The sequence below is a fragment of the Microbacterium imperiale genome (assembly GCF_017876655.1).
GTDB classification, from domain to species: Bacteria; Actinomycetota; Actinomycetes; order Actinomycetales; family Microbacteriaceae; genus Microbacterium; species Microbacterium imperiale.
The window spans coordinates 1,059,562-1,086,384 of record NZ_JAGIOK010000001.1; the positions used below are offsets into that span (position 1 = coordinate 1,059,562).

Below are 26,823 nucleotides of genomic sequence, written 5' to 3' on the forward strand. Positions count from 1 at the left end.
CGCCTCGAGCGCGCTTCCCCGACCGCCTTCCCCCGTGAACATGTCGCACCCGGGCCCGGGTGGGGAGGGGTCAGCGCGGCGATCCCTGCTGCGTCGCGAGCAGACGGATCTCACGCGCGACGGTCGGCCAGGTCTGGCCCTTCTGGGCGAAGAGCGTGCCGTCGTCATCGAGAAGACGCACCGCTTGCAGCTGGTTCGCCGTGGCGATCGCACGGGCGCCGGCCGGGGCCGTGATCGTCTCACCGAAGCCGCCGACGGATTGCGAGATCACCACCTCGCTGTCGCCGTCCTCGGCGAGGACGGCGATCGTCGATCCGTCGACCCAGCTCGCGTCGAGACCGGTCCCCGGCAGGGCGGCGACGACCTCGCGGTCGCCGAGGCCTACGGGCGCGCCCGCCTCGTCTCGCAGGATGCCCGCCACCCACAGCGCGGGACGCGAGCCGTCGCGCACGAGCGCGGCGAGTCGCGTCCCGTCCCGCGACACCTCGAGGGCGGAGATCTGCGAAGCCCCCGGCCACGCGTCGGTCAGCGCGATGGGGGCTCCATCGGGGCCGGTGGCCGTCAGCTGCGATGGCGCGCCGGCCGGGACGGTCCAGATGAAGCCGTTCGGATCGATCGTCGGGTCGACGAGACCGGCGCGCTGGTCGACGACTTCGAAGGTGCCGTCGGCGCGCACCCGCACCACGGCGCCGGCCGCAGTCCGCACAGCGGCAGCGGAGCGGTCGGCCGCCACCTGCACCGACACGGGGTCGAGGTCCGCGATCGGGGCGGACAGTCCCGGCAGCGGCTCGATCTCGGACCCCGAGAGGAACCCGAAGGCGTCGTCGGCGAGCACGACGGGACGGACGTCGACTCGGATGGCGCGGACGTCGACGGCCTGCGCCGCGACGGGTTCGCCGTCCACCGACATCTGCGCGCCGAGGATGCCGGCGGACTGCAGGCTGGCCTCGAGCTGCGCCTGCATCCGGTTCCGCGTGTCAGGGACGATGGCCAGCGCCGACTGCGACAGCGGCACCTGCGCGACGCCCGCCTCGAGGGGCACGGCGCGCGTGGCCAGCTCGAGGCTGTTCGGGAACGCGGTCACCACCGCTCCGGCGAGCCACGGACTGGGCTCGCCGTCGACGAGCGCCTCGGTGATGTGGGTGGCGGCGTTCGTCGCGGGGAACCAGCGCCGGTCGGGCACCAGGTACGACCAGGACGGATCGAAGTACATCACCGAGTACTCGCGGAAGACCGCCCGGAAGCGCGCACGATCGAGCACGACACCGTCGGGCGCCTCGGAGATACGCCACTCCCCGTCGATCTCGACGAGACGGAAGTCCAGCGGCATCGAGCCGGCGTCGGCCACCGACAGCGCACCGGTCGCGTCGACCGTCGCCTCGGGTGTCACCGCAACGGTCACCGACCCGTCGGCCGCCGACGAGAACACGCGTTCGCCGGGCAGGTCGACGATGGCCCGCGCCGTCGGCTGCCAGCGCGCGCGGAAGTCCGGGGCCAGGAACTGCCGCGCGGTGCCCCAGTCGTCGCGCGGACCCGAGCCGGCGGCGAGGAAGCCCGACACGATCTGCTCGGGCGTCGCACCGGGGGGCGGGTCGTCGGGAAGGAACGAGAAGTCGACCGAGCCGGCCTGCTCGTCGATGCGCTCGCCCGCGACCACGGGACCGGATGTCGGCAGCCCGGTGCAGCCGGCCAGCAGCACGGCGAGCACGAGCCCGAGCAGAGCGGCGACAGAGCGCAAGCGGGTCACGACGCGCCTTTCGACGGACGGGGCAGCGAGATCGGCTGGGTCAGGCCCAGGTCGTCGAAGGGTACGCCATCATCCCCGGGATCCACCGCGATCGGCGAATGGCCGGCCAGCGGCTCGCTCCGGCGCGGGATCGTCAGCACGAAGTTCGTGCCGCGGCCGAGCTCGGACCAGACGGCCAGGGTCCCCCCGTGCAACCGCGCGTCGCCGAGGGCGATCGAGAGCCCGAGGCCCGTGCCGCCGATGGTGCGTTTGCGCGACGGGTCAGCGCGCCAGAACCGATCGAAGACGCGCTCGGCATCTTCGGGCCGCATCCCCAGGCCATAGTCGCGCACGCCCAGCGCGACGGCATGGGCGTCACTGTCGACCGTGACGACGATGGGTCGCCCTTCGCCGTGCTCGATGGCGTTGCCGAGGAGATTTCGCACGATGCGCCGGACCCGGCGCGGATCCATCTCGACGGGCGAATACCCGCCGGGCGCGACGAGGCGCACGTCGCTGCCGTGCTGCTCCGCCAGCTGCGCCATGGAGGTGATGACGTCCTCGGCCAGCTGCGTCATGCTCGTGGGCTCGTTCTCGAGCTGCACCGACCCCGCGTCGTATCGGCTGATCTCGAGCAGGTCGGTCAGCAGCACTTCGAAGCGGTGGACCTGATCGTGCAGGAGCTCCGCGGCGCGGCCGGCGACGGGATCGAACTCGTCGCGCCGATCGTTGAGCATGTCGGACGCGAGCCGGATCGTCGTCAGCGGGGTGCGCAGCTCGTGCGAGACGTCGGAGACGAAACGCTGCTGCACCTGCGACAGCTCGGCGAGCTCCTTGATCTGCGCCTCGATGCTGTCGGCCATGGCGTTGAACGATCGGCCGAGGGTCGCGAACTCGTCTTCGCCCCGCACCTGCAGCCGCACGGCGAGGTCTCCGGCCGCCAGCCGCGAGCTGCTCTCGGCGGCCTGCGCGATCGGCTCGGTCACCGAGCGCAGCACGATCCATGAGATCGCGCCGATCAGGATGACGAGGCCCACCCCGACGATCCAGAGGGTGATCTGCACGAAGCGCAGCGTCTGCGCTTCGCTCGAGAGGTCGTAGCCGAGGTAGAGCTCGTAGGCTCCGACCTCGGGCAGGATGATCTGCTGGCCGACGACGATGCCCGGCTCCTCACCGCCGCCCGACACGGTGAACCCGACGGGCTGCCACCACTGCAGCTCCGCGTCGCTCTGCACCTGCTCGCGCAACTGCTCGCTGATGAGATCGGCCGGCAGCCCCGCCGAGTCGAAGTCCTGCGGTGCGATGGGCGATGGGTCTGAGGAGATCCGGAACGCGGCGATCCGCTCGGTGGAGGACTGCCGCTGGATCGAGGTACGGACGCTCTCCATGAGGTTGTCGATCGCCACCACGTCACCGCCCACCTCGGCGGCGTCGAGGGTCGACTGCGCCGACAGCGTCGCACGCTGAGCCTCGGCGAGGAGCTGCGAGGTGCGCGAGTCGAAGATGTCGTTCTGAATGGCCAGCGACATCCACACCAGTGCGACCGTGATCGTCAGAGCGGTCGCCCCGAGTGTCACCGCGACCGTCCGGAACCGCAGCGAGCGGCGCCAGGCTCGAGAGATGCGCCGCGGCCACGACCGCAGACCCCGCGTCGCGACCGTCGCCGTCGTGACGGTGCGGATCGGCATGGCGGGGTCAGATCACGGCGCCGGCGCGGTAGCCGACGCCGCGGACGGTCGTGACGATCCGGGGGTTGTCGGGATCGATCTCGACCTTCGCCCGCAGCCGCTGCACGTGCACGTTGACCAGACGGGTGTCGGCCTTGTAGTGGTAGCCCCACACCTGTTCGAGCAGCATCTCGCGCGAGAAGACCTGCTGCGGCTTCGACGCCAGCGCGACGAGCAGCTCGAACTCCAGCGGCGTCAACCCGATGATCTCGCTCCCCCGGCGCACCTCGTGCCCCTCGACATCGACGACGAGGTCTCCGATCCGCAGCGACTCGGACGCGGCGGCGACCGCGGGCCGGAGCCGGGTGCGGATGCGCGCGACGAGCTCCTTCGGGTTGAACGGCTTCACGATGTAGTCGTCCGCGCCGGACTCGAGTCCGCGCACGACGTCTGCCGTGTCGGTGCGGGCGGTCAGCATGATGATGGGGATGCCGGATTCCGCGCGGATCTGCGTGCAGATCTCGATGCCGTCGACGCCGGGCAGCATCAGGTCGAGCAGGATCAGGTCGGGCTTCTCGGTGCGCCAGGCCTCCACGGCCGCCGCGCCGTCGGCGCAGAAGACGGTGTCGAATCCCTCGGTGCGCAGCACGATGCCGATCATCTCCGCGAGCGCGGTGTCGTCATCGACCACCAGGATGCGAGAAGTCATGGGCGGCGTTCGTCTTTCGGCTCGGGCTCGCGCGCGACGTGCGCGTATTCACCGTACCGGACGCTCGGGCGGTCGACTCCGGACGCCGCCGTGCACCTGTGACACGATGGGGTGGACCGAGCCGACTGTTCCAGGAGTGCATCGTGACGGCCTACCCCTCGTGGACCCCCGCCCCGCGGCCCGGAATCATCCCGCTGCATCCACTGTCGTTCGGCGTCATCCTGGGCCGCTCGTTCTCGGCGCTGCGCCAGAACCCCCGGGTGCTGCTGGGATTCGCACTGGTCGTGCAGACGCTGGCCGTTCTGGTCACCACCGCCGGCGTGGTCGCGGTCGGGTTCGCGACGTTCGGCCGACTGGCGTCGTTGCGCCCCGGCACGGACGAGTTCGAGACGGTGCTCGCCGGCTCGATCGCCATCAGCGGCGTCACCGCGCTCGTGCTCTCGCTGGCCGCGGGCGCCCTGGGTGTGCTCGTGCAGGGCATCGTCGTGAGCGAGGTCGCTCAGGCGGTCGTGGCCGAGAAGCACACGCTGGGCACGCTGTGGGCACGCGTCAAGCCCGTCGCCTGGCGCCTGATCGGCTACACCGCGCTGGTCTCGCTCATCGTCGCGGTCGTCCTGGGCGTGCTCGCGACCGGCATCGTCCTGCTCGCGCTGAGCGTCGCGCCGCTGGCCATCGTGCTGACGATCCTGCTCGTGCTCTCGGCGATCCCGCTCAGCCTGTGGCTGAGCACCAAGCTCCTGCTCGTCACCTCGGCCATCGTGCTCGAGCGGGCCACGGTCTTCGGGGCGATCGCGCGCTCGTGGCGGCTGACGCGCGGCCGGTTCTGGTCGACGCTCGGCATCATCGTCATCATCTCGCTGAGCTTCAGCGTCCTGGCCCAGGTGGTGAGCATCCCGTTCTCGTTCGTGACGATGGGTCTCACCTCGGTGATCACGCCGACCGGCGACCCCGAACCGGGCGAGATCATCGCGCTGCTGGCGGGCACGCTGCTCGCGCAGGCGTTCGTGACCCTCATCCAGACCATCGCGGTGATCGTGCAATCGACGGCGGGCGCGCTCGTCTACGTCGACTGCCGCATGCGCCATGAAGGCCTCGACCTCGACCTGTCGGCGTACGTCGATCGGCGCGACGCCGGCGAACGCGACCTGCCCGACCCGTACCGCCAGCACATCGGACGTGACCTGGCGGCGCGGTGGCAGCAGCCGCCGGCAGGCGGGATGCCGGCAGGGTACCCCGTCCCGAGCGGGTACCCGGCTGCCGCTCCCGGTGGTTACGGTCCGCCCGCCCCCGGCGCTTACGCCCCGCCTGCCGCCGGTGGGTACGGCCCGCCCGCGCCGCATTCGGGCGACGCGGGACCGTCGGATCAGCCCGCCACTCCCCCGGCGGCACCGCCGTCCGCGACGGACTGGACCGCCCCGGGCTCGCAGCGTCCATGAGGATCCCGACCGCGCCGATCGCGCCCGACCCCGACGAGGCCCGCCGCTGGGCCGAGGAGGAGCTGTCGGGCGCCCTCTACCGCGAGGCGGAGCCGACGCCGATCGATCGCTTCGCGCGCGGCGTCGCCGAGTTCATCGGGTCGATCTTCAGCGGGCAGGTGCCCGAGACGCTCGGACCGTGGCTCGCGGCAGCGGCGATCGCCGTGGTCGTGGTGCTCATCCTGATCGCGATCCTCATCTGGGGCCGCCCGCGCCGCGCGGCGCGCTCGCGAACCCCCATCGCACTCTTCGGCGCGGACGAGACGCGCACGGCCGACGAGCTGCGAGCCGACGCCGAGGCCGCCGCGGCGCGATCGGAGTGGGATGCCGCCATCGTGCTGCGTGTGCGTGCGCTCGCGCGTGGGCTCTCCGAGCGGACCATCATCGACCCGCAGCCCGGAGCGACCGTGCACCGATTCGCCGCCGACGCGTCCCGCGCCTTCCCCCAGGCGCGCGACGACCTCACCGCGGTCGCGCGCAGCTTCGACGACGTCCGCTACCTGCGCCGGCCCGGGTCAGCAGAGGCCTACGGCGCCGTCCGGTCGCTCGATCAGCGGCTCGCCTCGGCCCGCGCGGAGGTGTTCGCCTCGTGACGACCGCGGCTCCCGCCTCCGGCCGCACCCGTTCGGTGCTCGCCTGGGCCGGCATCGCCGCCGGCGTCCTCGTCGCGGGGCTCGGCGTCGCAGCGATCGCGGGGATCGGCACGATGCCCGCGCAGGGTCTGCTCGACCCCGAGGCCGCGGGGCCGGAGGGGTCCCGCGCCCTCGTCGAGGTGCTGCGCGACCGCGGCGTCGAGGTCGATGTCGCACGCGACCGCACCAGCGCGCTCGCGGCGCTCGGCGAAGGCGGCGCGACTCTCGCGATCGCCGACACGGCACCGCTCGACGACGACGACCTCGAGGATCTCGCCTCGGCTGCCGCGGGAACGGTCCTGCTCGAGCCCCGGACGCGCGATCTGCGCCTGCTCCTCGGCGGGGCGCAGTCGGCCGGGTTCGTCGACGAGCTCACCGCACCGGCCTGCGACTTCCCGGATGCCGCCGTCAGCGGCTCCGTGCGACCGGGCGAGGTCTTCACCGCCGACGGGCTCCGCATCGCCTGCTACCCCGCCGGCGCCGGTTTCGGCCTGGTCGGAACGGGGTCCGGCCCCGACCGGGTCATCGCCCTCGATGCGACATCCCTGCTGGTCAACCGCCACCTCGCCGAGGACGGCCACGCCGCGCTCGGCCTCAACCTGCTGGGTGGCACGGGGCGCGTCGTCTGGTACCTGCCCGCCCTCGGCGACGGGTCGCTGACGGCCGCGCCGAGCCTCGGAGAGCTCACGCCTCCCTGGGTGACGCCCGCGATCCTGCTGCTGCTGGGCTCGGTCGTCGCGGCGGGCATCTGGCGCGGCCGGCGCTTCGGCCCGCTCGTCGCGGAGAACCTCCCGGTCACCGTCCGCGCGTCCGAGACGACGGAGGGGCGCGCGCGTCTGTACGCCGCGGCCGCCGAGCCCGTCCACGCCCTCGACCAGCTGCGGCGCGACAGCCTGCGCCGCCTCGCCCGGCTGCTGGGCCTCGGTGCAGCAGACGCCGGCGCGATCGCCGACGCCGCCGCCGCCCGACTCGATACCGACCGCGCCCGCGTGCGCGGCATCCTGCTCGACGACCTGCCGCGGAACGACCGCGAGCTGGTCGACGCCGCCGACCGCCTGCGCGAGCTCGAAGCCGCCGTGCACCGAACCGTCCGTCCCGAAAGGAACACCCCATGAGCGAGACCGCATCCGGCGACCTCCGCGAGGCGATGAACCGCGTCCGCGTCGAGGTCGGCAAGGCCGTCGTCGGACAGGACGGGGCCGTCACCGGCCTGCTCATCGCCCTGCTCGGGCGTGGCCACGTGCTGCTCGAAGGCGTGCCCGGCGTGGCCAAGACGCTGCTCGTGCGCGCGTTCAGCCGAGCGGTCGGGCTCGACACGACCCGCATCCAGTTCACGCCCGACCTCATGCCCGGCGACGTCACCGGGTCGCTCGTCTACGACGCCCGCTCGGGCGAGTTCGAGTTCCGTGCCGGACCGGTGTTCACGAACGTGCTGCTGGCCGACGAGATCAACCGCACGCCACCGAAGACGCAGGCGGCGCTGCTCGAGGCGATGGAGGAGCGCCAGGTCTCGGCCGACGGCGTCTCGCGCCCCCTTCCCGACCCGTTCCTCGTCGCCGCGACGCAGAACCCCGTCGAGCACGAGGGCACCTACACGCTGCCCGAGGCGCAGCTCGACCGCTTCCTGCTGAAGCTGCTGATCGACGTGCCTGCTCGGGACGACGAGGTGGCCGTGCTCCGCCGCCACGCCGACGGCTTCCGTCCCGGCTCGCTCGAGACCGCGGGCGTCACCGCCGTCGTCAGCGGCGCCGAGATCCGCGCGGCACAGCAGGCCGCGGCCGCCGTGGAGGTCTCGGACGACGTCCTCGGATACGTCGTCGACCTCGCCCGCGCGACCCGCGAGTCGCCGTCGGTTCAGCTGGGCGCCAGCCCGCGCGCGGCGACCGCTCTGCTCGCCGCGGCCAAGGCGTGGGCCTGGCTCGGCGGCTATCCCGCGATCACACCCGACCACGTGCAGACGATGCTCGTGCCGACCTGGCGCCACCGCCTCCAGCTGCGACCGGATGCCGAGATCGAGGGGGTCTCGGCCGACACCATCCTCACGTCCGTGCTGCAGCAGACCCGCGTCCCGATCTGAGCCCCCGTGTACCTGTCGGGTCTGTTCGCCCTGCTGCTCGCAGCCGGGGTCGTGCCGGTCGTCCTCGCACCCGCCGCCGGGTGGGATGCCGCGTGGACGGCACTCGCCTGGGCCGGGCTGTGCGTCGTGGTCGCCGTCGCCGACGCGCTGGCCGCGGGGCCGTTGCACCGCGTCACGGTGGAGCGCCGCATCCCGGCGCGGGCACGCCTGGGCGAGCCCGTCGCGACGACGGTCCTGGTCCACAACGGCGGGCCCCGCGGCATCCGGGGCCGGATGCGTGACGGCTGGCAGCCCACCGCGGGCGCCGGCGAGGCGCGAGCCGACCTGGATGTGCCGGCCGGCGAGCGCCGCGGCATCCCGATCCCACTGCTCCCCCGTCGCCGCGGCGAACTGCGGTCGGGCTTCGTCGCGATCCGCAGCCGCGGACCGCTGGGTTTCGCCGGGCGGCAGCGGGTGATCCCCGCGCCGGGCGCGGTGCGCGTGCTGCCCCCCTTCGCCTCGCGACGCCACCTGCCCTCGCGCCTTGCACGCTTGCGCGAGCTCGACGGCAACACGAGCGTGCAAGTGCGCGGACGCGGCACCGAGTTCGACAGCCTGCGCGAATACGTCCGCGGCGACGATGTGCGATCGATCGACTGGCGCGCCACCGCCCGAGCCGGCACGACCATGCTGCGCACGTGGCGCCCCGAGCGCGACCGCCATGTGGTCATCGTCATCGACTCGGGCCGGACCAGCGCCTCGCGGGTCGGGGACGGCGTGCGCCTGGATGCCGCGATGGAGTCGGCTCTGCTCCTCAGCGCGCTCGCGGCACGAGCGGGCGATCACGTGCACCTCGTCATGTTCGACCGGGCTCGCCGCGCGCGCGTCACCGGCGTGGCGGGCGCCCGGCTGCTACCGGCGCTGGTCGACGCGATGGCGCCCGTCGAGCCGACGCTCATCGACACCGACTGGAACGCCCTGGTGACCGAGGTGCGCGCGCTCACCTCGCGACCCTCGCTCGTCGTGCTGCTCACCGCTCAGGATTCCCCCGAGGCCGCGCGCGGCTTCCTCGGCGCGTTGCCCTCGTTGACGGAGCGCACCACCGTGCTGGTGGGGGCCGCCCGCGATGTGCCGACCCCCGGGCCGGCACGACGCCTCGCGGAGGACGTCTATCGCGAGGCGGCCATCGCCCACGCGGACCGCGACGCCGAGCGCGTCGCATCGGCGGTGCGGCGTGCCGGCGGTGAGGCCCTGACCGCGACGCCCGAGGCGCTTCCGCCCGCGATCGCCGACCACTACCTGGCTCTCAAGGCCGCCGGCCGGCTCTGACCCGCGGCCGCGCCTTCGTGCGCCGCAGCGCCGCGCCTTCGCCCGGCGCCGGATGTTCGCCTGGCGCCGGGCCTTGGCCTGGCGCCGCGCCTTCGCCTGGCGCCGGGCCTTCGCCTGGCGCCGGACCTTCGCCTGGCAGCATCCGCCCCCACGCACCGTCCGAAGGGGCGCCACCTGCCAACCGAGACTCGGCCAGCGCCTTCACCTGGCAACTCGCGCCCTCACCCCCCGCGCGAAGGGGCGCCACCTGCCAACTGAACCTCAGCTACGCCGCACCGGCCGCAGCCCCATCCCGCCCCCCGGCCCCACGCCCCGCGGGAACGGGGAAGGCCCGCCCCACGAGGGGGCGGGCCTTCACACGGATGCCGCGAGGCTCAGCGCAGGTCGAAGCGGTCGAGCTCGGTGACCTTGGTCCAGGCGGCGACGAAGTCGCGCACGAACTTCTCGCTCGCGTCGTCCGAGGCGTAGACCTCGGCGATGGCGCGCAGCTCGGAGTTCGAGCTGAACAGCAGGTCGACGCGCGTGCCGATGCCGATCTCGGACCCGTCGGCGTTGACACCGCGGAACGCGTGCGCACCGGGGTCGAGCGGCTTCCAGGTGGCGCCGAGGTCGAGCAGCCGCACGAACACGTCGTTCGTCAGCACACCCGGGCGGTCGGTGAACACGCCGAAGGCCGAGCCGTCGTAGTTCGCGCCGAGCGCCCGCAGACCGCCCACGAGCACCGTCATCTCGGGCGCGCTGAGGGTCAGCAGGTTGGCCTTGTCGATGAGGTGGTGCTCCGCGGGCAGCACGGCGTTGGGGCCGTAGTAGTTGCGGAAGCCGTCGGCCACCGGCTCGAGGTGGCTGAACGACCGCGCGTCGGTCTGCTCCGCCGTGGCGTCGGTGCGCCCGGGACGGAACGGAACCGTCACCTCGACGCCGCCGTCACGCGCGGCCTTCTCGACCGCGGCGTTGCCCGCGAGCACGAGCAGGTCGGCGAGCGAGACCTTCTTGCCGTCGGTGCGAGCATCGTTGAACGACGCCTGCACGTTCTCGAGCACGCCGAGCACGCGCTGCAGCTGGGCCGGGTTGTTGGCCTCCCAGTCCTTCTGCGGAGCCAAACGGATGCGGGCGCCGTTGACGCCACCGCGCTTGTCGCTGCCACGGAAGGTCGAAGCCGCGGCCCACGTCGTGGCGACGAGCTCGCTGACGGTGAGGTCGGTCGCGAGGATGCGGGCCTTCAGGTCAGCGGCATCCGCGTCGTCGATCAGCTCGTGGTCGACGGCGGGCACCGGGTCCTGCCAGATGAGCTCCTCCTGGGGCACCTCGGGGCCGAGGTAGCGGGCGATCGGACCCATGTCGCGGTGGGTGAGCTTGAACCAGGCGCGGGCGAACGCGTCGCCGAAGGCCACCGGGTCGTCCTTGAAGCGGCGCGAGACCTCGTCGTACGCGGGGTCCATGCGCAGCGCCAGGTCGCTCGTGAGCATGCGGGGCTCGCGACGGCCGTTCGAGTGCGCCATGGGCACCATGTCGGCGCCGCCGCCGTTGACGGGACGCCACTGGTGGCCGCCACCCGGGCTGCGCATGAGCTCCCAGTCGTAGGCGTAGAGGATGTGGAAGAACTCGTTGTCCCAGCGCGTGGGGTGGTACGTCCACGTGACCTCGAGACCCGAGGTGATGGTGTCGTCGCCGTGTCCGGTGCCGTGGTTGTTCTTCCAACCGAGGCCCTGCATCTCGATGCCCGCGGCCTCGGGGTTGTCCTCGAGGTTCGAGTCGGGTGCCGCGCCATGGGTCTTGCCGAAGGTGTGACCACCGGCGATCAGCGCGACGGTCTCCTCGTCGTTCATGCCCATGCGGCCGAACGTCTCGCGGATGTCGCGAGCGGACTTCAGCGGGTCGGGCTCGCCGTTCGGGCCCTCGGGGTTGACGTAGATGAGGCCCATCTGCACGGCGGCGAGCGGCTTCTCGAGGTCGCGGTCACCCGAGTAGCGCTCGTCGGCGAGCCACGTGGTCTCGGGGCCCCAGTACACGTCGTCGTCCGGCTCCCAGACGTCGGGACGGCCACCGGCGAAGCCGAAGGTCGAGAAGCCCATCGACTCCAGCGCGACGTTGCCGGCGAGGATCATGAGGTCGGCCCACGAGATCGACTGGCCGTACTTCTTCTTGACGGGCCACAGCAGGCGGCGAGCCTTGTCGAGGTTGACGTTGTCGGGCCAGCTGTTCAGGGGGGCGAAGCGCTGCTGCCCCGCGCCGCCGCCGCCGCGGCCGTCGGTGACGCGGTAGGTGCCGGCCGAGTGCCAGGCCATGCGGATCATGAGGGGTCCGTAGTGGCCGAAGTCGGCGGGCCACCAGGGCTGCGAAGTGGTGAGGACCTCTTCGATGTCCTTCTTGACCGCGGCCAGATCGAGCGACTCGAAGGCGGCGGCGTAGTCGAAGTCCTCGCCCACGGGGTTGCCGACGGCGGGGTTCTTCTTGAGGATGCGCAGGTTGAGCTGGTTGGGCCACCAGACGTGGTTGGCATTGCCGACCGTCGGGTGCGGCTGTCCGCCGTGCGAGCCGTGTCCGGAGCCCTGCTCGGCGCCGCCGTGGATGACGGGGCAGCCGCCGGCGTCGTTGGGGCGCGGACGGGTCTCGCCGTCGGCGCGCTCGTCTGCGGGCGTATCGATCGGCGTGACGGCCTGATCGGTCTCGGTCACGTCGGCACCGATCGGTGCGGACTGCGGGTCGCGATCGCTCATGGAGATCCTTCCGTAGGGGTTTTCGGGAGAGAGGGGTCGGGTGAGTTCGTGGCCGGTCGGTAGACCGGAAGCGTCAGGAGACGCGGGATGCCGCCGCGCAGTCGGCGCAGCGTCCCCAGTACGTCACCTCGGCCGAGACGAGCTCGAAGCCGTGGCCGTCGGAGGGGTGCAGGCACGGGGCGTGACCTACGGCGCAGTCGACGTCCTCGACGCGGCCGCATCCGGTGCAGACGAGGTGATGGTGGTTGTCGCCCACGCGCAGCTCGAACAGCATGGAGCGTCCGGCCGGCTCGATCCGCCGGGCCAGGCCCGCATCGGCGAAGTCGTTGAGCGCGTTGTAGACCGACTGGCGGCTGGCGTGCGGCAGGTCTCCGGCGACGTCGGCGAGGATCTCGTCGGCGCTCGCGTGCGGGCGGGAACGCAACGCGCCGTACACCGCGGTGCGCGAGTCGGTCACGCGCAGTCCGGAGGCGCGGATGGCCTCGGCAGCGCTCGTGATCGTCATGCCACCACCCTATCCGCTTCTTTTGATCGACTCAAATGAAGGAGCGAAGAGCGGCCGGATGCGGCATCCCGTCAGCCGACCACCAGACGCGGTGTGCCCGCCTCGTACTCGGTGAGGTCGCCCGTCTCGCCGCTGCGTGCGGCGACCCGCCCGAGCCCCAGCATGTAGGCGAGGAACACGCCGAGCGCGAGCGCGCCGATGCCGATCTTGACCGGCCAGGGCCACGGCTGGGCGGTCACGAACCCCTCGACCAGACCCGCGAGCGCGAGCGCGATGATGAGGCCGATCGCCACCGTCGCGAGCGAGCGGCCGGCGGCCGCGAGCGCCTCTCCGCGACTGCGCCGTCCGGGCGCGATCCACGCCCAGAAGATGTGGAATCCGGTTGCCCCGGCCACGAAGATGCACGTCAGCTCGAGCAGGCCGTGCGGCGCGATGTGGAGGAGGAAGACGTCGCCACGGTCGAACGAGATCAGGATCGCGGCGGCCTGGCCGATGCTCACGGCGTTCTGCATCAGCACCATCGCCGGCCACAGGCCGGTGATGCCGAACAGGACGCACTGTGCCGCGATCCAGGCGTTGTTGGTCCAGACGGTTCCGGCGAACACGGCGGCGGGGTTCTCGCTGTAATAGGCGGTGAAGTCATTCTCGGCGTACTGCTCGAGCTGCGCCTGCGAGCCGAGCGCGGCGACCGCGGCGGGGTCGCCCGAGACCCAGAAGGCCACGAGCGTCGCGATCGCGACGAACACGAGCGCGACGACGAGGGTCGTCCACCGCACGCGGTACAGCGCCGCCGGCAGCTGCTGCAGGAAGAAGCGGGGGATCTGGCGCAGAACGTTCTCGGGGGCGCCGGTCAGTCGCAGACGGGCCCGCGACAGGATCATCGACAGCCGATCGCCCTCGACGCTCCGGCCGGCCGAGGTCTTGATGTCGGCGAGATCAGCGGATGCCGCGCGGTAGCGGGCCACGAGCTCGTCGACGTCATCGCTCGTCAGACGGCGGGTGCGGCTCAGTGCATCGAGCCGCTCCCATTCGGCGCGACGGGCGGCGACCAGGGCGTCGAGGTCCATTTGCTTAACTGTACCCATGACGACCCACGCCGCCACGGTCGAGATCCGCCAGGACGAGATCCTCACGGGCGAGGCGGTCGCGCTCGATGTCCAGCCCCTGGGATTCTTCCTCCGCGCGCTCGGCGCTCTCATCGACGTGCTCTGCGGCGTCGCGCTGCTGGTGCTCTTCTTCCTCGTCGGCGACCGGCTCGTCGGCGGCCTGCAGCTCGACGCGCTCTCGCCGATCGTGACGATCACGATGCTCGTGCTCGTGCTCGTCGTGATCCCGACGGCGGTCGAGACCCTCTCGCGCGGACGCAGCCTCGGCAAGCTCGCTGTCGGCGGCCGCATCGTCCGCGACGACGGCGGGGCCACCGGTTTCCGCCAGGCGTTCATCCGGGCCCTGCTCGGCGTGCTCGAGATCTGGTTCACCTTCGGTGCGCTGGCCGGTGTCGTGGCGACCTTCACCCCGCGCTCGACCCGGCTCGGCGACATGGTCGCCGGAACCTACTGCGAGCGCACGCGCGCGCCGAAGCTGCCCGCTCCGGCGGGACCGGTGCCGCCCGAGCTCGAGGAATGGGCGGCCGTCGCCGATGTGGCGCGCCTGCCCGACCGTGTCGCCCGACGCGCGGGACAGTTCGCGCGCTCCGCCGCGGCCATGGACCCTGCCGCGCGGCTGCGCGCCGCCGCGGCGGTCGCGGCGGAGGTCAGCCCGTTCGTGTCGCCCGTGCCGGCGGCAGACCCCGAGACGTTCGTCCGCGCGGTCGTGGCCCTCCGCCGCGACCGGGAGTACACCGCGCTGCGCCGTGTCGACGAGCGCGCCTCGGCCCTCGCGAATGCCGCAGGCGAGTTCCCGCGCGGCTTCCCCGAGCGGGGGACGGTCACGCCGCCGGTCGGGTGAGCCCGGCGTGTGCGACGGCGTCGGTCAGACGCGCAGCGTCTCGTGCCGAATGACGACCCAGCCCTTGGGCACCGACAGCCGGTCGGTGTGGATCGCGCACAAGTCGTGCGCGTGCGGGTCGGTGCCACCGCCGAGCGGGCCGAGCGCGGCCATCTGGTCGCCGTAATCGAAGGTCAGGGTCGTCACGGCCTCGCGGGCGCAGCCCACCTTCGAACACAGTCTCTCGCGCATCTTCTCCACGGTAGACCCGCGGCGCGAGGACGACGGGATGCCGCGCCGCGCTGGCGGCCCGCACCCTCACTCCCGCGTGAGCGCGCATAGGATGGGCGTCATGATCCGGCGCCGTTCCCGCCCGATTCCGCCTCGACGGAGCCGGCCCTCGCGGCACGGTCGACACGGCCGCGACGACCGCAGTCCGGTCGTCCGCCCCCCGTTGCCGGCACTCGAGACCCGGGCGGAACGCTTCGACCTCTCCGTGGGCACCGCCGCCGAGTTCCTCCGCAGCGCGTGGCCCGAGCTGCGCGATGTCCGCTTCGAGGTCGCGGGCATGCCGGCGGAGAGCGACGAGGACGGCATCCCCCGCTGGCGGGTGCTCTCGGACGAGAAGCGCATCATCCTCTACCGGCTGCCCATCGAGCGGTTGAACCGACTGCACCGCAATGACGACCTGCACCGGCGCATGATGGTCGAAAGCTGCGTCTTCCGAGCCGCGGCGGAGTACCTCGACCGCGACCCCTGGGACCTCGGCCCCGACCGCTTCCGGTTCCTCTGACCCCGCCGGTCAGGGGTAGACGGTCAGCTCCGCCGCCGCGGCGGCAGACCCGAAGACCGGGTACGTGCCGATCTGACCGGCCGCGGAGAAGCCGACCGAGCCGTGCACGACGCCCGAGCCGGGGTCCACGCGATACGTCTGACCCGCCGCCACCGTCACCGATCGCGACTGCCCGGCGCGCAGCTCGACCGTCTGCGCGTCGCCGCCCGCGAGCGGGGTGAGCGTCACCGTGGCATCCGAGGCCGCGGCGAGGGTGAGCGTCGGGCCGGGGGCTCGCGCCACCGTGACGAGCGTCGGAGCATCGATCGCCGGTGCGCCGACGGCCCACGCGAAGTCGGCGGGCGCGGAGATGTCGGTCGACGTCCACGCCGAGGCGACGAGGGGCTGCGCGGCGGTCGCGGTGACGGTGTAGTCACCGACGGGCATGCCCGTCACCTCGAGTTCGAGCGGGTGCTCGGCGGTCAATGCGATGTCGTCCTGCTGCGACACGACGGCGCCGTCGGCGACGGAGCGCACGACGACGCTGGCGGTCGTATCGGCGGAGGTGGCGAGCAGACGCACCGACATGCCGCCGGCGGACGACCCCGAGTCGGGCGCGACCGTCACGTCGACGGCCGGGATGATCTGGGTGGTCGCCGGCGGCGCCGCCGCCGAGACCTGGTCGACGCCGCCCGCGATGAGCGTTCGGGTCAGTGCGGACTGCAGCGAGGCGCGCACCGGCGCGCCGGCCGCGGTGACACGCACGACCGGGCTCTCCTCACCGCGCCGGAGGGCAGCGAGCGGCACCGCGCGTTGCGTGCGCGCAGCGACGACGACGGACTGCCCGGCCACGGGATCCTGCGCGCCGTCGGCTCCGTAGACCCGCAGGTCGACCGTGGCGGCGACGTCGCCCGGGTTGGTCAGGAGCACGATGTCGCTCGCACCGGTGGCCGCCGATCCGGCGACGAGCCAGGATTCCATGGCGGGCCGGGTACAGGCGGAAACGCTCAGACCGCGCAGATCGGCGTCATCGAGCACTGACGCGGATGCCGCCGCGAGGTCGGTCGGGCGACCGCCGGACGGGTCGGCGGTGAAGGCCGCCGGCGCGGAACCGGTGTCGGCTCGGTCGGGCGTCGCGAGCGACGTCTCGGTCGGAGCGGGGCCGTCGGCCGCGGACACGACGGCCGCGGCAGCCGCCTCGGTGATCGCCCCCGGAGCGCTCTCGTCACGTCCGAGAACCAGCAGCGGCCCGTCGCACGCGGCGACGGAGCGGGCGGCCTCGGGTACGACGTCGAGCCCGATCGGCTCACGCGCCGTCGTCGGCCACGGGGCGACGACGGCGATCCCGATGCCGCCGGCCACGACCGCGGCCGTGACGGCGCCGACGATCGAGCGGGTGACGGTCAGGCGTACGCTCATCGCTCTCTCCTCCGCAGTTCCCGCAGGCCGACCACGCGAGGCACGGCGCGGGAGGCGGAGCGGCTCCCCCGCGTCGGCAGCGCGAGCAGCAGGGCGATCGCGAAGACCGTGGCGATGCCGGTCCACGCCGCGTTCGTCGCGGCCCGCGCCGAGGCCGGGGCGTCGGAACGCGGCGGGACGTCACCCGACAGACGCCAGAGCTCGCCGCGATCGGTCGCGCCGACGGCATCCAGTCCGTCACGACTGTTCAGCGCGGTGGCCGCGGCCAGGCGGGTCGTGCGCGCCTCGGGCGCCTCGCCCTCGACCTCCGGCGCCACGAGGATGAAGGCCACCCCGTGCTCGCGGAGCTCGCCGACCACGTCGTTCGCGGTGTCGGTGACCAGATCGGCGGCGATCTGCGCGGCGGCCTCGTCACCCTCGGTCAGCCGGGTGCGCGCGGTCACGAGCGTCGACTGCCCGCCGAGCGTCGCGCTGCCGCCCCAGACGACGTCGACGGCCACACCGCCGCTCGTCGGCGTCAGGATGATCGTGCCCAGGCCCGGCCGCCCGGCGCCCTCGGCGGCGACGAACGCGGGCAGGGTGGTCGCCTCGCCGCGGCCGACGATCGCGATGTCTCGCGCCTGCCCGAGCAGCGTCGGCACCGCCGCGACCACGAGGCCCGCGACGGCGATGCTCGCCGCGACCGTCCGAACCGCGCGCAGCGGAACCACGCTGTCGAGCGAGAGCAGCGCGCCGCCGGCGAATCCCACCCAAGCGAGACTGACGGCCGTTCCGGGCCACAGGGAGATCGGCGTCGTCGTATCGATCGAGACCGACACACCGGTCGTCACGACCGCGGTGACGACGCCGAGACCGGCGATCGCGAGGAGCACGATGCCGACGAAGCGGCGGGACGAGGCGCCCGCGGCGAGCGCGAGCACGACGACCGGAGCGGTGAAGAGCAGCAGCCACCAGAGCGGGCCGGCCGCGCCGGTGAACGCGGACCACCCGGCGTCGGCGGGGAACCCGGTGGCCAGCAGCACCCGCCCCAGGACGCCGTCCGCGACCCGCGGGCCGGTCCACGGCACACCGGGATCGGCCAGCAGCGACCACGGGTCGCGAGCGAGCAGCCGCGTGATGACGAGGGGTGCCGAGAGCGCGAGCGAGGGCACGAGGATCCACAGCCATCGGAACCCGGCGCGGCGTCCGCGCAACGCCATCGCCAGCACCACCGCGCAGATCCAGATGACGACGACGGGCGCAGCCAGCACGGGCGAGCACGCCAGCACGACGGCGAGGAGGATGGATGCCGTTCCCGCGTTGCCCCACGAGCGGTGCGCCGCCGCGGCGGTGAACGCGAGCCAGGGCAGCACCAGATGGACGATGACGGCGGCCGGCCGCCCATCGCCGAGCGCGACCAGGAATGCCGGCGCGAGCGCCCAGAGCACGGCGCCGACGATGCGCAGCGTCGGACGCTCGGTCAGGCGGGTGGCGGCGAACCACCCGCCGAGGACGGCGAGGGGCAACGCCAGCAGCCACAGCACGACGAGCGCCCGCGACGGCTCCGCCGGCGAGAGGGTGCCGAGAACGGCGACGACCGCGCTGAAGGGGTCGGCCGGTCCGATGGTGTCCCACCCGAGCGGGCGCTGGACGCCCGTCGCCTCGTCCCACAGTCGCGCGACCGTGGGGGCCAGCGGCGCGAGGGCGCCGCCGCCGATCGAGGGCCAGCTGAGCGCCGCCGGCATGGCCGCGACCGAGACGACCAGCGCCGCCAGGACCGCCCACGCTCCGCCGCCGGAGAAGAACCCGAGGTCGGTGCGCCGCGGCCCGGTGCCGGCGGGCTCGTCCTCGATGAGGCGCTGCCGCATGACGCGCGTGTTGACACGCAGCGGCGCGAGCTGAGCCCACGAGGCTCGTCGGTGCCGGGCGATGCGCGAGCGAGCGCGGACCACCGACACGAGGCTCACGAGCGCGGTGAACGCCGCCGACCATTCCGGGCCGATGCGCGCGGGACGCTTGCCCACGAGGTGGAGGATCGAGCGCCAGAGCGCGAGCGGCAGCAGCGAGAGCCAGTGCAGCGGCACGAGCGGGGGCGCGGCATAGACCAGCCGGCGATGCAGCTGGGCGACGCGGGCCGCGTGGGCCGCGCGGGCCCGGGCACGCGTCGAGTGCGGCGCGGGCGGGCCGGCGACACCGTCGTGCGCAACGGCGATGCGCGCACCGGGGGCGAGGACGACCCGGCCGCCCGCGAGGCGCACGCGAACGCCGAGGTCGAGTCCTTCGTCGGCGCCGCCGAGCGCCTCGTCGACGCCCTCCAGTTCGCGCCACGCCGCCGTATGCACGAGCAGGCCGCGCACGTCACCGCCGAGCACGTCGTCGGCGGCGTCGTGCTGGCCCTGGTCGTGCTCGCCGTCGGCGAGGCCCACGGCGGCCCCGAGGCGCGTGAGCGAGCGGCCGAGCGAGACGATGCGGCTGCGATCGTCCCATTCGACGAGCTTGGGCACGGCGACGGCGACCGACGGCGCCGTCTCGAGCGCGGCGACGAGGCGTTCGAGGGCGGGGGTCTCCGGTGCGACATCCTGCGCGAGAAGCCACACGGCGTCACCATCGATGCGGCGCGAGGCCAGCCGCAGCGCCGCCGCGAACCCCGTGCGCGCCGGAGCGGCGATGACCGCTTCCGCGCCCGATTCCTCGGCGAGCGTGCGCAGCCGGTCGTCAGCGCCGCACAGCACGATCGTCAGCGCATCGACGGCGCGCGTCTGCTCGCGCAGCGCGGCGAGCGTGCGCGAGAGATGGTAGGCCGCGGGCGCGCGTCCATCGGGACGCACGACAAGAAGCGCGTGTACTCGGGCGGGCATGACGGGCCCCAGCCTAAGCTGACCATCTGTGGGTCGCGGACACCGGGCACGCGGTTCGCCGAGAAAGACCGCCGGCGGAGGCCCTTGCCGTCAGCCCGCGCGGCGCTTGAGCTTGCGACGCTCGCGCTCGCTCAGGCCACCCCAGATGCCGAAGCGCTCGTCGTTCTGCAGCGCGTACTCGAGGCACTCGCCCCGGACGTCGCACGAGGTGCAGATCCGCTTGGCGTCGCGGGTGGAACCGCCCTTCTCGGGGAAGAACGCCTCGGGGTCGGTCTGCGCGCACAGCGCGTCGCTCTGCCACGCGAGCGCGTTGTCGTCGTCGGCCGCGTCGACACGACGCACCCCGGGAACACCCAGATTGACCGGATCGACGAACCAGTTGTCGGGAACGCCCGAACGGTATGCCGTCATATCGTGTTCCCTCCTCGCCGGCCGGCACGCGGTCCGCGTGTCTCGCATTAATTACACCCGTGTGATTCGCTCCGGTCAAGTCGCGGATCGTAAACCCTCAAGCGGGTGTTTAACCTTTGCGAGCCCTCGTCGGCGTGTCGCGGATATCAGGGACGCCCCGGCTGAGCGACGAACGCCTCGCCCGCTCCCCCGATCGCGACCGACGCGCCGATGACCACCGCCGCCGTGCCGGGCACCAGCTCGACACGGTCATCCCCCGCCTCAATGACCACGTCACCCGATGTCGCGAGCACGATCGCGGTTCCGGTCAGGGGGATCTCGGCGACGGCCTCGAAGGTCGCCTCGACGCGCACGAGCTGGAAGTCCGGCACCCCGGCGTCATAGGAGAAGACGCCCGGAGCGATCTCGTCCGGCTCGACGATCGGCGCCGCGCCCGTGCTCGTGTCGACGACGCGCATCAGCTCGGGGACGTCGATGTGCTTCGGCGTGAGACCGCCGCGCAGGACGTTGTCGCTCGCCGCCATGAGCTCGACCCCGAGCCCGTCCTGGTACGCGTGCAGCACGCCCGCGGGCGCGAAGAGAGCCTCGCCCCGCGCCAGTTCCACCAGGTTCATGAGCGTCGCCACGACCAGGCCGGCGTCGGCCGGGAACTGGTCGGCGATCCGGCGCAGCACGTCGCGCTCGGCGGCGAACTCGGATGCCTCGTGGTCGACGTCCGGGCCGGACGCAGCGAGCGCCGCCGCCAGGTCGTCCACCACCTCGGTCGCCTCGCCCGAGAGCACCCACCCCATGACGCGGTGGAGCACCGCGGCGTCATCCTCGCCGTCGACCGGCTCCAGCGCGGCGACGAGCGCTCGCACCCCGGGTCGTTCCGGCAGCGAGGCGAGCAGGCGACGGGTCGCGGCGAGAGGTCGCAGCCCCACCAGGGCGCGGAAGCGCTCCGAGAGGGCGACGATGATCTCGGGCTTGTGGTTCTCGTCCTTGTAGAGACGCTCGACGGCATCCCGGGGAACACCCGCCCGCTCCTCCCGAGCGAATCCCTCGGCCGCCTGATCACGCGAGGGATGCGCCTGGATCGACAGCGACATCCCCGCCGCGAGCAGCTTGAGCAGGTACGGGAGCGGTGGGACGCCGACCTCGGCGAGCGCTCGGTCGAGCGGCCGCCCGGTGCCGTCGTCGACGCGCGACGGGCTGCCCGGGTGGTCGCCGAACCAGATCTCGGCCTCGGGCGTCCCCGAGGGCTCGCGCCCCTGCAGCTCGGCGATGAGCGTTTCGGAACCCCAGGCGTAGTCCCGGGCGGAGTTCGAGATCGGAATCAGCACGCCACCAGCCTAGGACGCGGGCCGGGCGGGCGCGGGCCCGCGCCCGGGATAGGCCGGCCACGCGCGATACCCTGTGTGCACCATGGCCGTCCACTCCCGTCACCCCGTCTCGGCGCCGCCCACGGCCCCCGTGCGGGAGTCCACCGGCCACCTGCTGCTGCGGGCCTGGTGCGTCTTCGTCGTCGCCGCGTCCATCGCCGGCACGAGCTGGCTGATGGCCGTCGGCCCCGTCGGCTCGGCGGTCGTCGTGGTCGGCACCGGCGTCGTCTCGACGATCCTGTGGGTCGTCCTGCGACCGCGCGTGCAATGGCGACGCCTTCCCTGGTTCGCCCTCGCCTACGTCGCGTGGGCGGTCGCGTCGATGCTCTGGTCGCAGTGGCTGGGCGCGACGGAGCTGACGCTCCTGCTGCTGGTGTCCACGACGCTGCAGGCGATGTTCGTCGGCGCCGTGCTCACCTGGCGCGAGATCCTCCGGGTCCTGGCCGCGGCGTTGAAGTGGATGCTGGGCCTGTCGATCCTGTTCGAGCTCTACGTGTCGCTGATCTGGCGGGGCGACATGCTGCCCGGCTTCGTCCGTCCCGACGAGTCCTACGACGGACACCCCATCACGCTGTGGTCGCGCGACAACCTCTTCACCGGCGGTCGGCTGCAGGGGATCTTCGGCAACGCGAATCCGCTCGCGTACGTCGCGCTCCTCGCCCTCATCGTGTTCCTCGTGCGCCTCGCATCGGGAGCGCCGCGGAAGTTCCTGCTCACGCTGTGGACCGCGCTGGCGCTGTTCCTGTTCTGGCGTGCGGCGTCCGCGACCGCTCTGGTCTGCGCCGTCGCCGTCGCCGTCGTGCTCGCCACGATCCTGCTCATGCGCACGGCGCGCCGACCGGGAGAGCGCACGCGGTTCTACGTCATGTACGTCGCGGTTGCCGGTTTCGGCGGCGCGGTGCTGTGGCTCGCGCGCGACACCGTCTTCGAGCTGCTCGGGCGCACCCCCGACCTGACCGGCCGGCAGCGGATCTGGGATGCCGTCGGCGAGCGCATCGCCGAGCGACCGGTGATCGGCTGGGGCTACTCCACACCCTGGGTACCCTCCGATCCGGCCTTCGACGGCTGGATCGTCGACCACGGCGTCAGCGTCATGCAGGCCCACAACATGTGGCTGGACGTCGCGCTGCAGCTCGGGTTCGTCGGGGTCGCCCTCATCGCCCTCGCCCTGCTGGCCTTCATCTGGCGATCCTGGTTCTTCGCGGTCGACCGGCCGCGGTGGGATCTCGTCGCCGACCGCCCGTACTCCGCGCTGACCCTCGTGCCCTCGCTGGTCGCGACGGTGCTGCTCGTGCAGGGGATCGCCGAGTCCGCGCCGCTGCTGAACTGGGGCTGGTTCCTGATCGTCCTGTTCGCGTTCAAGATCAAGCAGGCCCCGCTCGTCGGGCGCGGCCCCGCCGAGCAGCGGCTCGACATGGAGCAGGGCGACGGCTTCCCCGAGCGGTCCTCCTGAGCCCGCGCTCAGCGGGCTCGCGGCGGCCCGCCGGTTACCCTGAGAGCATCATGGCCTCTCACACGCACCCGCGGGTCGGGGCCGCTGTGCCCCCTCCCGCATCGCGTCGCCGCATCCCGGTGCGCGTCGTGCGCGCATGGTGCGCCTTCCTCATCGCTGCGTCGATGGCCGGCACGGCCTGGCTCATGGCGATCGGCGTCACGGGCTCGGCCCTGGTCGTGGCTGCGACGACTCTCGTGTCGGCGGGCATGTGGATCGTGCTGCGGCCCCGCCGCCCCTGGCGCCGGCTGCCGTGGTTCGCCCTCGCGTACGTCGGGTGGGCCGTCGCGTCGCTGCTCTGGACCGAATGGCCGGCGGCGACCCTCACGACCCTCGCCCTGTTGCTGGCGACGACGGCGCAGGCGCTCTTCGTGGCATCGGTGCTGACGGGACGCCAGATCATCGAGGCGATCGCCACCGCCGTGAAATGGATGCTGGGACTGTCGATCGGCTTCGAGCTGTGGGTGTCGCTCGTCTGGCGCGGCCCGATCCTCCCGCACTTCGTTCGACCGGGGGCCGATTTCGACGGCGACCCGATCATGTTCTGGTCGCGCGACAAACTGTTCACCGACGACCGCATCCAGGGCATCTTCGGCAACGCGAACTCGCTCGCCTACATCGCGCTGCTGGGCATCGTGGTGTTCGGCCTGCAGCTGAACACCCGAGCCGCCCCGCGCGGCCCCCTCGTGGGCTGGACCGCGGTCGCGGTGTTCTGCTTCTGGCGCGGCTCGTCGGCGACCGCCGCGATGTGCGCCCTCGCGATCGTGATCGTCGTCATCGTCGTGCTCCTCATGCGCCGGGCGCGCACGGAGCGGACGCGCCGCGTGCTCTACGTCGTCTTCACCTTCTCAGGCGCGGCGATCATCGGGGCCCTGTGGGTGTTCCGCGAGGACCTGTTCGAGCTCCTCGGTCGCTCGTCCGATCTGAGTGGTCGGAAGGAGATCTGGGCGACCGTCGGCGCCCGGTTCGCCGAGAGCCCGCTCATCGGCTGGGGCTACTCGGTACCGTGGGTGCCCACCGACCCGTTCTTCGACGGGTGGATCATCGATCGCGGAGTGACCGTCATGCAGGCCCACAGCACGTGGTACGACGTCGCCATGCAGCTGGGCGTCGTCGGCCTGCTCTTCTTCGCCGTCGCGCTCGGGGTGTTCACCTGGCGCGCGTGGTTCCTCGCGCTCGGCCGCGTCCCGAAGCCCGGCGACAGCCCCGAGCCCCGCTCGCGTCTGCTGCTCATTCCCGCGCTCGTCGCGACGATCCTGCTCGTCCAGAGCATCACCGAGTCCTCTCCCCTGCTCAACTGGGGCTGGTTCCTGCTCGTCATGCTGGCTTTCGCGATCAAGCAGGCCCCGGCGACGGTGCGCGGGACCCCGCCGCGACGCCGCTCCACGCTCGCGGCAGCCTGGCCGCTCGAGGGCGCCGTGTCGCTCGACTCCGTCTCGGCCGGCGAGACCCGGTCGTGAGCACACCGCCGGCGCTCTCGGGCTCGTGGCTCGTCCGGACGCTCGACTCCGCGGCCTTCGCGCAGGCGTTCGCGCACGCCGCCCTGGCCGCCGTGTTCGCCGAGCACCTGATCGAGCGGACCGCCGGCCGGGTCACCTACCTCACCGTCATCACCGGGCTCTGCCTCATCGGGGCGGCCGTCCTCGTGGTGCGCCGCCGCGAACTCACCCTCGTGCGGGTCGCGCCGACCACCCTGCTGCTCTTCCTCGGCTGGGCGCTCGCGAGCATCTCGTGGACCACCGACACCCGCGGAACCCTGGGCGGCTGGCTCGAGCTGACCGCCATCGCCTTCCTCGCCGTCGTCATCGGCAACACCCGCGACACGCTGCAGACGGTTCGCGCCCTCGCCGACGTGTTCCGGATGCTGCTGACCCTCTCGCTCGCCCTCGAGCTGTTGTCGGGGGTGTTCTTCGACATCCCCTTCACGTTCCTCGGCATCGAGGGAGACATCGCCTTCTTCGGGCCCGTGCAGGGCATCTTCGGCACACGCAACGCGCTCGGGTTCATCGCCGTCCTCGCGCTCATCACCTTCTACGTCGAGTGGCGGACCGTCTCGGTGCGGCCGGGGCTGTCGCTGTACTCGGCGGGACTCGCGGCGCTCCTCGCCGCCTTCTCGGACTCCCCCACCGTCCTCGTCCTGGCCGTCGCGACCGCCGTCGCCACCGCCGCCCTCGGCGCCGTCCGCCGCGCGCCGCGCAGGATCCGGCGCTCGGTGCAGCTCGCTCTCGGCGTGACGGTCGTCGTCGGCGCGATGGCCGGCTACCTGCTGCGCGAACGCATCATCGCCTGGATCGGGGCGGGAACCGACTTCTCGATCCGCGCCGAGCTCTGGGCGCAGGTGGCATCCTTCGTGCGGTTCGAGCCGGTGCGCGGGTGGGGCTGGTTCGGTCCGTGGTCTCGCGTGGACTTCCCGTTCAACGCGGTCAACTACGCCCTCAACGACCGGCACACGTCGGCGCTCAGCGCCTACGTCGACGTCGTCCTGCAGCTGGGATGGGTCGGCCTGCTGATCTTCATCGTCTTCGCCGGCCTCGCCCTGGGGCGGGCCTGGCTCGTCGCCAGCGAGCGGCGGTCGATCCTCTACGCCTGGACGCCCCTGATCCTGGTGACGCTGCTCGTCGACTCCCTCTTCGAGAGCTTCACGCTGCACGGGTACGGCTGGCTGATGCTCGTGCTCTGCGCCCTGCGCGCCGGCCAGTCGAAGTCGTGGCGCGAGCGCATCGGCGACGCACCCCGCTCGCCCGGCGCGGCGAGCGGCGGTCCCGACAACACCACGACGGGAACTCACCGCATCGCACGGTAGGATCGGGCCGGTGAGCGCGCAGGTTTTCGATCCGTCTTCGGCAGCCATCGTCGTCGTCACCTTCAACCGGTCCGCGCTCCTGTCGCGGCTGCTCGAGAGCATCATCCGCATGGAGCCTCGGCCCGGGCGCGTCATCGTGATCGACAATGCGTCATCCGACGACACCACCGAGGTCGTCGAGTCGTTCCGCAGCCGCCTCGGCACCGAGCTGGTGTACCGGCGCCTCGCGACCAACACGGGCGGCTCCGGCGGATTCAGCGAGGGCGTCCGCGTCGCCTACGAGCTCGGCTCCGAGTGGATCTGGCTCATGGACGACGATGTCGAGGTCATCCCCGATGGACTGGCCAAGATGGGGCGCTGGGCGCCGCGGTTCCGCAGCATCCAGGGTCGCCGGTACGACTACGACGGCAGCGAGTTCTACTGGCAGTACCGCATCGCCGAGCGCATGGGCATCCCCATCCCCTTCGCTCCCGCGGGGTTCGACGCGTCGGGGTACAAGGAGATGAACTCCGGCTGCTTCGAGGGGATGTTCATCCACCGCGACATCGTCGCCCGCATCGGCCTGCCCGACCCGCGATTCTTCATCTACTGGGACGACCAGCTGTACGGCTGGCTCGCCTCGCGCATCACGACGTCCGTCATCGTGGACGAGTTCGTGCTGCGCCGCACGCGTGAGATCCGGCAGTGGGACATGGGCATCCGCCACATGAACGCCTCGAGCGACGCGTACCGGTACTACATCATGCGCAATCGCGCGCACATCAAGCAGTACTACCGGGCGAAGGGCGCCTACAACCCGGTGCTGTTCGGCCTGGGCACGACGCTGACCTTCGGCAAGGAGCTCATCCGGCTCCTCGCCGTCGAGCGGACCGTCCGCGGCACCTCGCACCTGTTCCGCGGCCTCCGCGACGGTCGCCGCATCGCCCGTGACCGGTCGTGGCAGCCGATGCAGCCGCTGATCGATCAGCCGGCCGCGTAGTCGGCGA

22 protein-coding genes are annotated in these 26,823 nt (G+C 72.6%); 11 read left to right on the forward strand and 11 right to left on the reverse strand.

Annotated features, from left to right (window positions below):
• Positions 1-70 precede the first annotated feature (70 nt).
• From JOF37_RS05330 to mtrA, 3 genes are read right to left on the reverse strand one after another with little or no spacing between them, the layout of a single operon-like run.
• The gene (locus tag JOF37_RS05330) at positions 71-1,747 is read right to left on the reverse strand and encodes an LpqB family beta-propeller domain-containing protein (protein ID WP_210005800.1); all 1,677 of its coding nucleotides are present in this window, start codon (positions 1,745-1,747) and stop codon (positions 71-73) included.
• Complete coding sequence (gene mtrB, locus JOF37_RS05335) at positions 1,744-3,414, reverse strand: MtrAB system histidine kinase MtrB (protein ID WP_210005801.1); 1,671 nt, start codon at positions 3,412-3,414, stop codon at positions 1,744-1,746. Before mtrB ends, JOF37_RS05330 begins: the two co-directional genes overlap by 4 nt.
• 7 nt (positions 3,415-3,421) lie before the next feature.
• Entirely contained in the window at positions 3,422-4,102 is a 681-nt protein-coding gene (mtrA, locus tag JOF37_RS05340) for an MtrAB system response regulator MtrA (protein WP_210005802.1), read from the reverse strand.
• Positions 4,103-4,245: 143 nt separating this feature from the next.
• Between mtrA and JOF37_RS05345 the strand changes: the two genes are divergently transcribed.
• Genes JOF37_RS05345 through JOF37_RS05365 form a run of 5 tightly spaced genes read left to right on the forward strand, consistent with a single transcriptional unit; the run spans position 4,246 to position 9,594 of the window.
• Positions 4,246-5,538, forward strand: coding sequence for a DUF7847 domain-containing protein (locus JOF37_RS05345; protein ID WP_210005803.1), 1,293 nt, complete (start codon positions 4,246-4,248; stop codon positions 5,536-5,538).
• Positions 5,535-6,170: a DUF4129 domain-containing protein gene (locus JOF37_RS05350; RefSeq protein ID WP_210005804.1), complete on the forward strand. Its 636-nt coding sequence runs from the start codon at positions 5,535-5,537 to the stop codon at positions 6,168-6,170. The genes JOF37_RS05345 and JOF37_RS05350 overlap by 4 nt, the downstream gene beginning before the upstream one ends.
• On the forward strand, positions 6,167-7,324 hold the full coding sequence (locus JOF37_RS05355) for a DUF4350 domain-containing protein (RefSeq protein WP_271174821.1): 1,158 nt from the start codon (positions 6,167-6,169) through the stop codon (positions 7,322-7,324). Before JOF37_RS05350 ends, JOF37_RS05355 begins: the two co-directional genes overlap by 4 nt.
• Positions 7,321-8,286, forward strand: a complete 966-nt coding sequence (locus JOF37_RS05360; RefSeq protein ID WP_210005806.1) for an AAA family ATPase — start codon at positions 7,321-7,323, stop codon at positions 8,284-8,286. Before JOF37_RS05355 ends, JOF37_RS05360 begins: the two co-directional genes overlap by 4 nt.
• 6 nt (positions 8,287-8,292) lie before the next feature.
• Complete coding sequence (locus JOF37_RS05365; RefSeq protein WP_210005808.1) at positions 8,293-9,594, forward strand: DUF58 domain-containing protein; 1,302 nt, start codon at positions 8,293-8,295, stop codon at positions 9,592-9,594.
• 374 nt (positions 9,595-9,968) lie between these two features.
• Here JOF37_RS05365 and katG read toward each other — a convergent pair whose 3' ends face one another.
• From katG to JOF37_RS05380, 3 genes are all read right to left on the reverse strand, one after another.
• A complete protein-coding gene (katG, locus tag JOF37_RS05370; protein ID WP_245338103.1) occupies positions 9,969-12,311 on the reverse strand; it encodes a catalase/peroxidase HPI in 2,343 nt (780 codons plus the stop codon).
• A gap of 73 nt (positions 12,312-12,384) precedes the next feature.
• Positions 12,385-12,816 carry a Fur family transcriptional regulator gene (locus tag JOF37_RS05375; RefSeq protein WP_210005810.1) on the reverse strand — a complete coding sequence of 144 codons (432 nt, stop codon included), beginning with the start codon at positions 12,814-12,816 and terminating at the stop codon, positions 12,385-12,387.
• Positions 12,817-12,887: 71 nt separating this feature from the next.
• A complete protein-coding gene (locus JOF37_RS05380) occupies positions 12,888-13,883 on the reverse strand; it encodes a stage II sporulation protein M (protein ID WP_210005812.1) in 996 nt (331 codons plus the stop codon).
• Positions 13,884-13,899: 16 nt separating this feature from the next.
• Between JOF37_RS05380 and JOF37_RS05385 the strand changes: the two genes are divergently transcribed.
• The gene (locus JOF37_RS05385; RefSeq protein WP_210005816.1) at positions 13,900-14,763 is read left to right on the forward strand and encodes an RDD family protein; all 864 of its coding nucleotides are present in this window, start codon (positions 13,900-13,902) and stop codon (positions 14,761-14,763) included.
• Between the two features lie 24 nt (positions 14,764-14,787).
• Here JOF37_RS05385 and JOF37_RS05390 read toward each other — a convergent pair whose 3' ends face one another.
• A complete protein-coding gene (locus tag JOF37_RS05390; RefSeq protein ID WP_178013449.1) occupies positions 14,788-14,994 on the reverse strand; it encodes a DUF3499 family protein in 207 nt (68 codons plus the stop codon).
• A gap of 100 nt (positions 14,995-15,094) precedes the next feature.
• On the opposite strand from JOF37_RS05390, the gene JOF37_RS05395 reads away from it, so the two are divergent.
• A complete protein-coding gene (locus JOF37_RS05395) occupies positions 15,095-15,535 on the forward strand; it encodes a metallopeptidase family protein (RefSeq protein WP_210005818.1) in 441 nt (146 codons plus the stop codon).
• Positions 15,536-15,544: 9 nt separating this feature from the next.
• On the opposite strand, the gene JOF37_RS05400 is transcribed toward JOF37_RS05395, so the two are convergent.
• The 4 genes from JOF37_RS05400 to manA form a co-directional block, all read right to left on the reverse strand.
• Positions 15,545-16,933, reverse strand: a complete 1,389-nt coding sequence (locus JOF37_RS05400; protein ID WP_210005819.1) for a DUF5719 family protein — start codon at positions 16,931-16,933, stop codon at positions 15,545-15,547.
• Complete coding sequence (locus JOF37_RS05405; RefSeq protein ID WP_210005821.1) at positions 16,930-19,770, reverse strand: glycosyltransferase; 2,841 nt, start codon at positions 19,768-19,770, stop codon at positions 16,930-16,932. Before JOF37_RS05405 ends, JOF37_RS05400 begins: the two co-directional genes overlap by 4 nt.
• Positions 19,771-19,860: 90 nt before the next feature.
• Positions 19,861-20,181 carry a WhiB family transcriptional regulator gene (locus JOF37_RS05410; protein ID WP_210005822.1) on the reverse strand — a complete coding sequence of 107 codons (321 nt, stop codon included), beginning with the start codon at positions 20,179-20,181 and terminating at the stop codon, positions 19,861-19,863.
• A gap of 146 nt (positions 20,182-20,327) precedes the next feature.
• Positions 20,328-21,503 (reverse strand): mannose-6-phosphate isomerase, class I, encoded by a 1,176-nt coding sequence (manA, locus tag JOF37_RS05415; protein ID WP_210005826.1) that lies wholly within the window; start codon positions 21,501-21,503, stop codon positions 20,328-20,330.
• An 82-nt stretch (positions 21,504-21,585) separates the two neighbouring features.
• Here manA and JOF37_RS05420 point away from each other — a divergent pair, with 82 nt between their 5' ends.
• The 4 genes from JOF37_RS05420 to JOF37_RS05435 are packed head-to-tail and all read left to right on the forward strand — an operon-like array spanning position 21,586 to position 26,816.
• A complete protein-coding gene (locus JOF37_RS05420; RefSeq protein ID WP_210005827.1) occupies positions 21,586-22,995 on the forward strand; it encodes an O-antigen ligase family protein in 1,410 nt (469 codons plus the stop codon).
• Positions 22,996-23,045: 50 nt separating this feature from the next.
• Positions 23,046-24,494: an O-antigen ligase family protein gene (locus JOF37_RS05425; RefSeq protein WP_210005828.1), complete on the forward strand. Its 1,449-nt coding sequence runs from the start codon at positions 23,046-23,048 to the stop codon at positions 24,492-24,494.
• On the forward strand, positions 24,491-25,837 hold the full coding sequence (locus tag JOF37_RS05430; RefSeq protein ID WP_210005830.1) for an O-antigen ligase family protein: 1,347 nt from the start codon (positions 24,491-24,493) through the stop codon (positions 25,835-25,837). The genes JOF37_RS05425 and JOF37_RS05430 overlap by 4 nt, the downstream gene beginning before the upstream one ends.
• A 10-nt stretch (positions 25,838-25,847) precedes the next feature.
• Positions 25,848-26,816 (forward strand): glycosyltransferase, encoded by a 969-nt coding sequence (locus JOF37_RS05435; protein ID WP_271174820.1) that lies wholly within the window; start codon positions 25,848-25,850, stop codon positions 26,814-26,816.
• Positions 26,817-26,823: the final 7 nt, after the last annotated feature.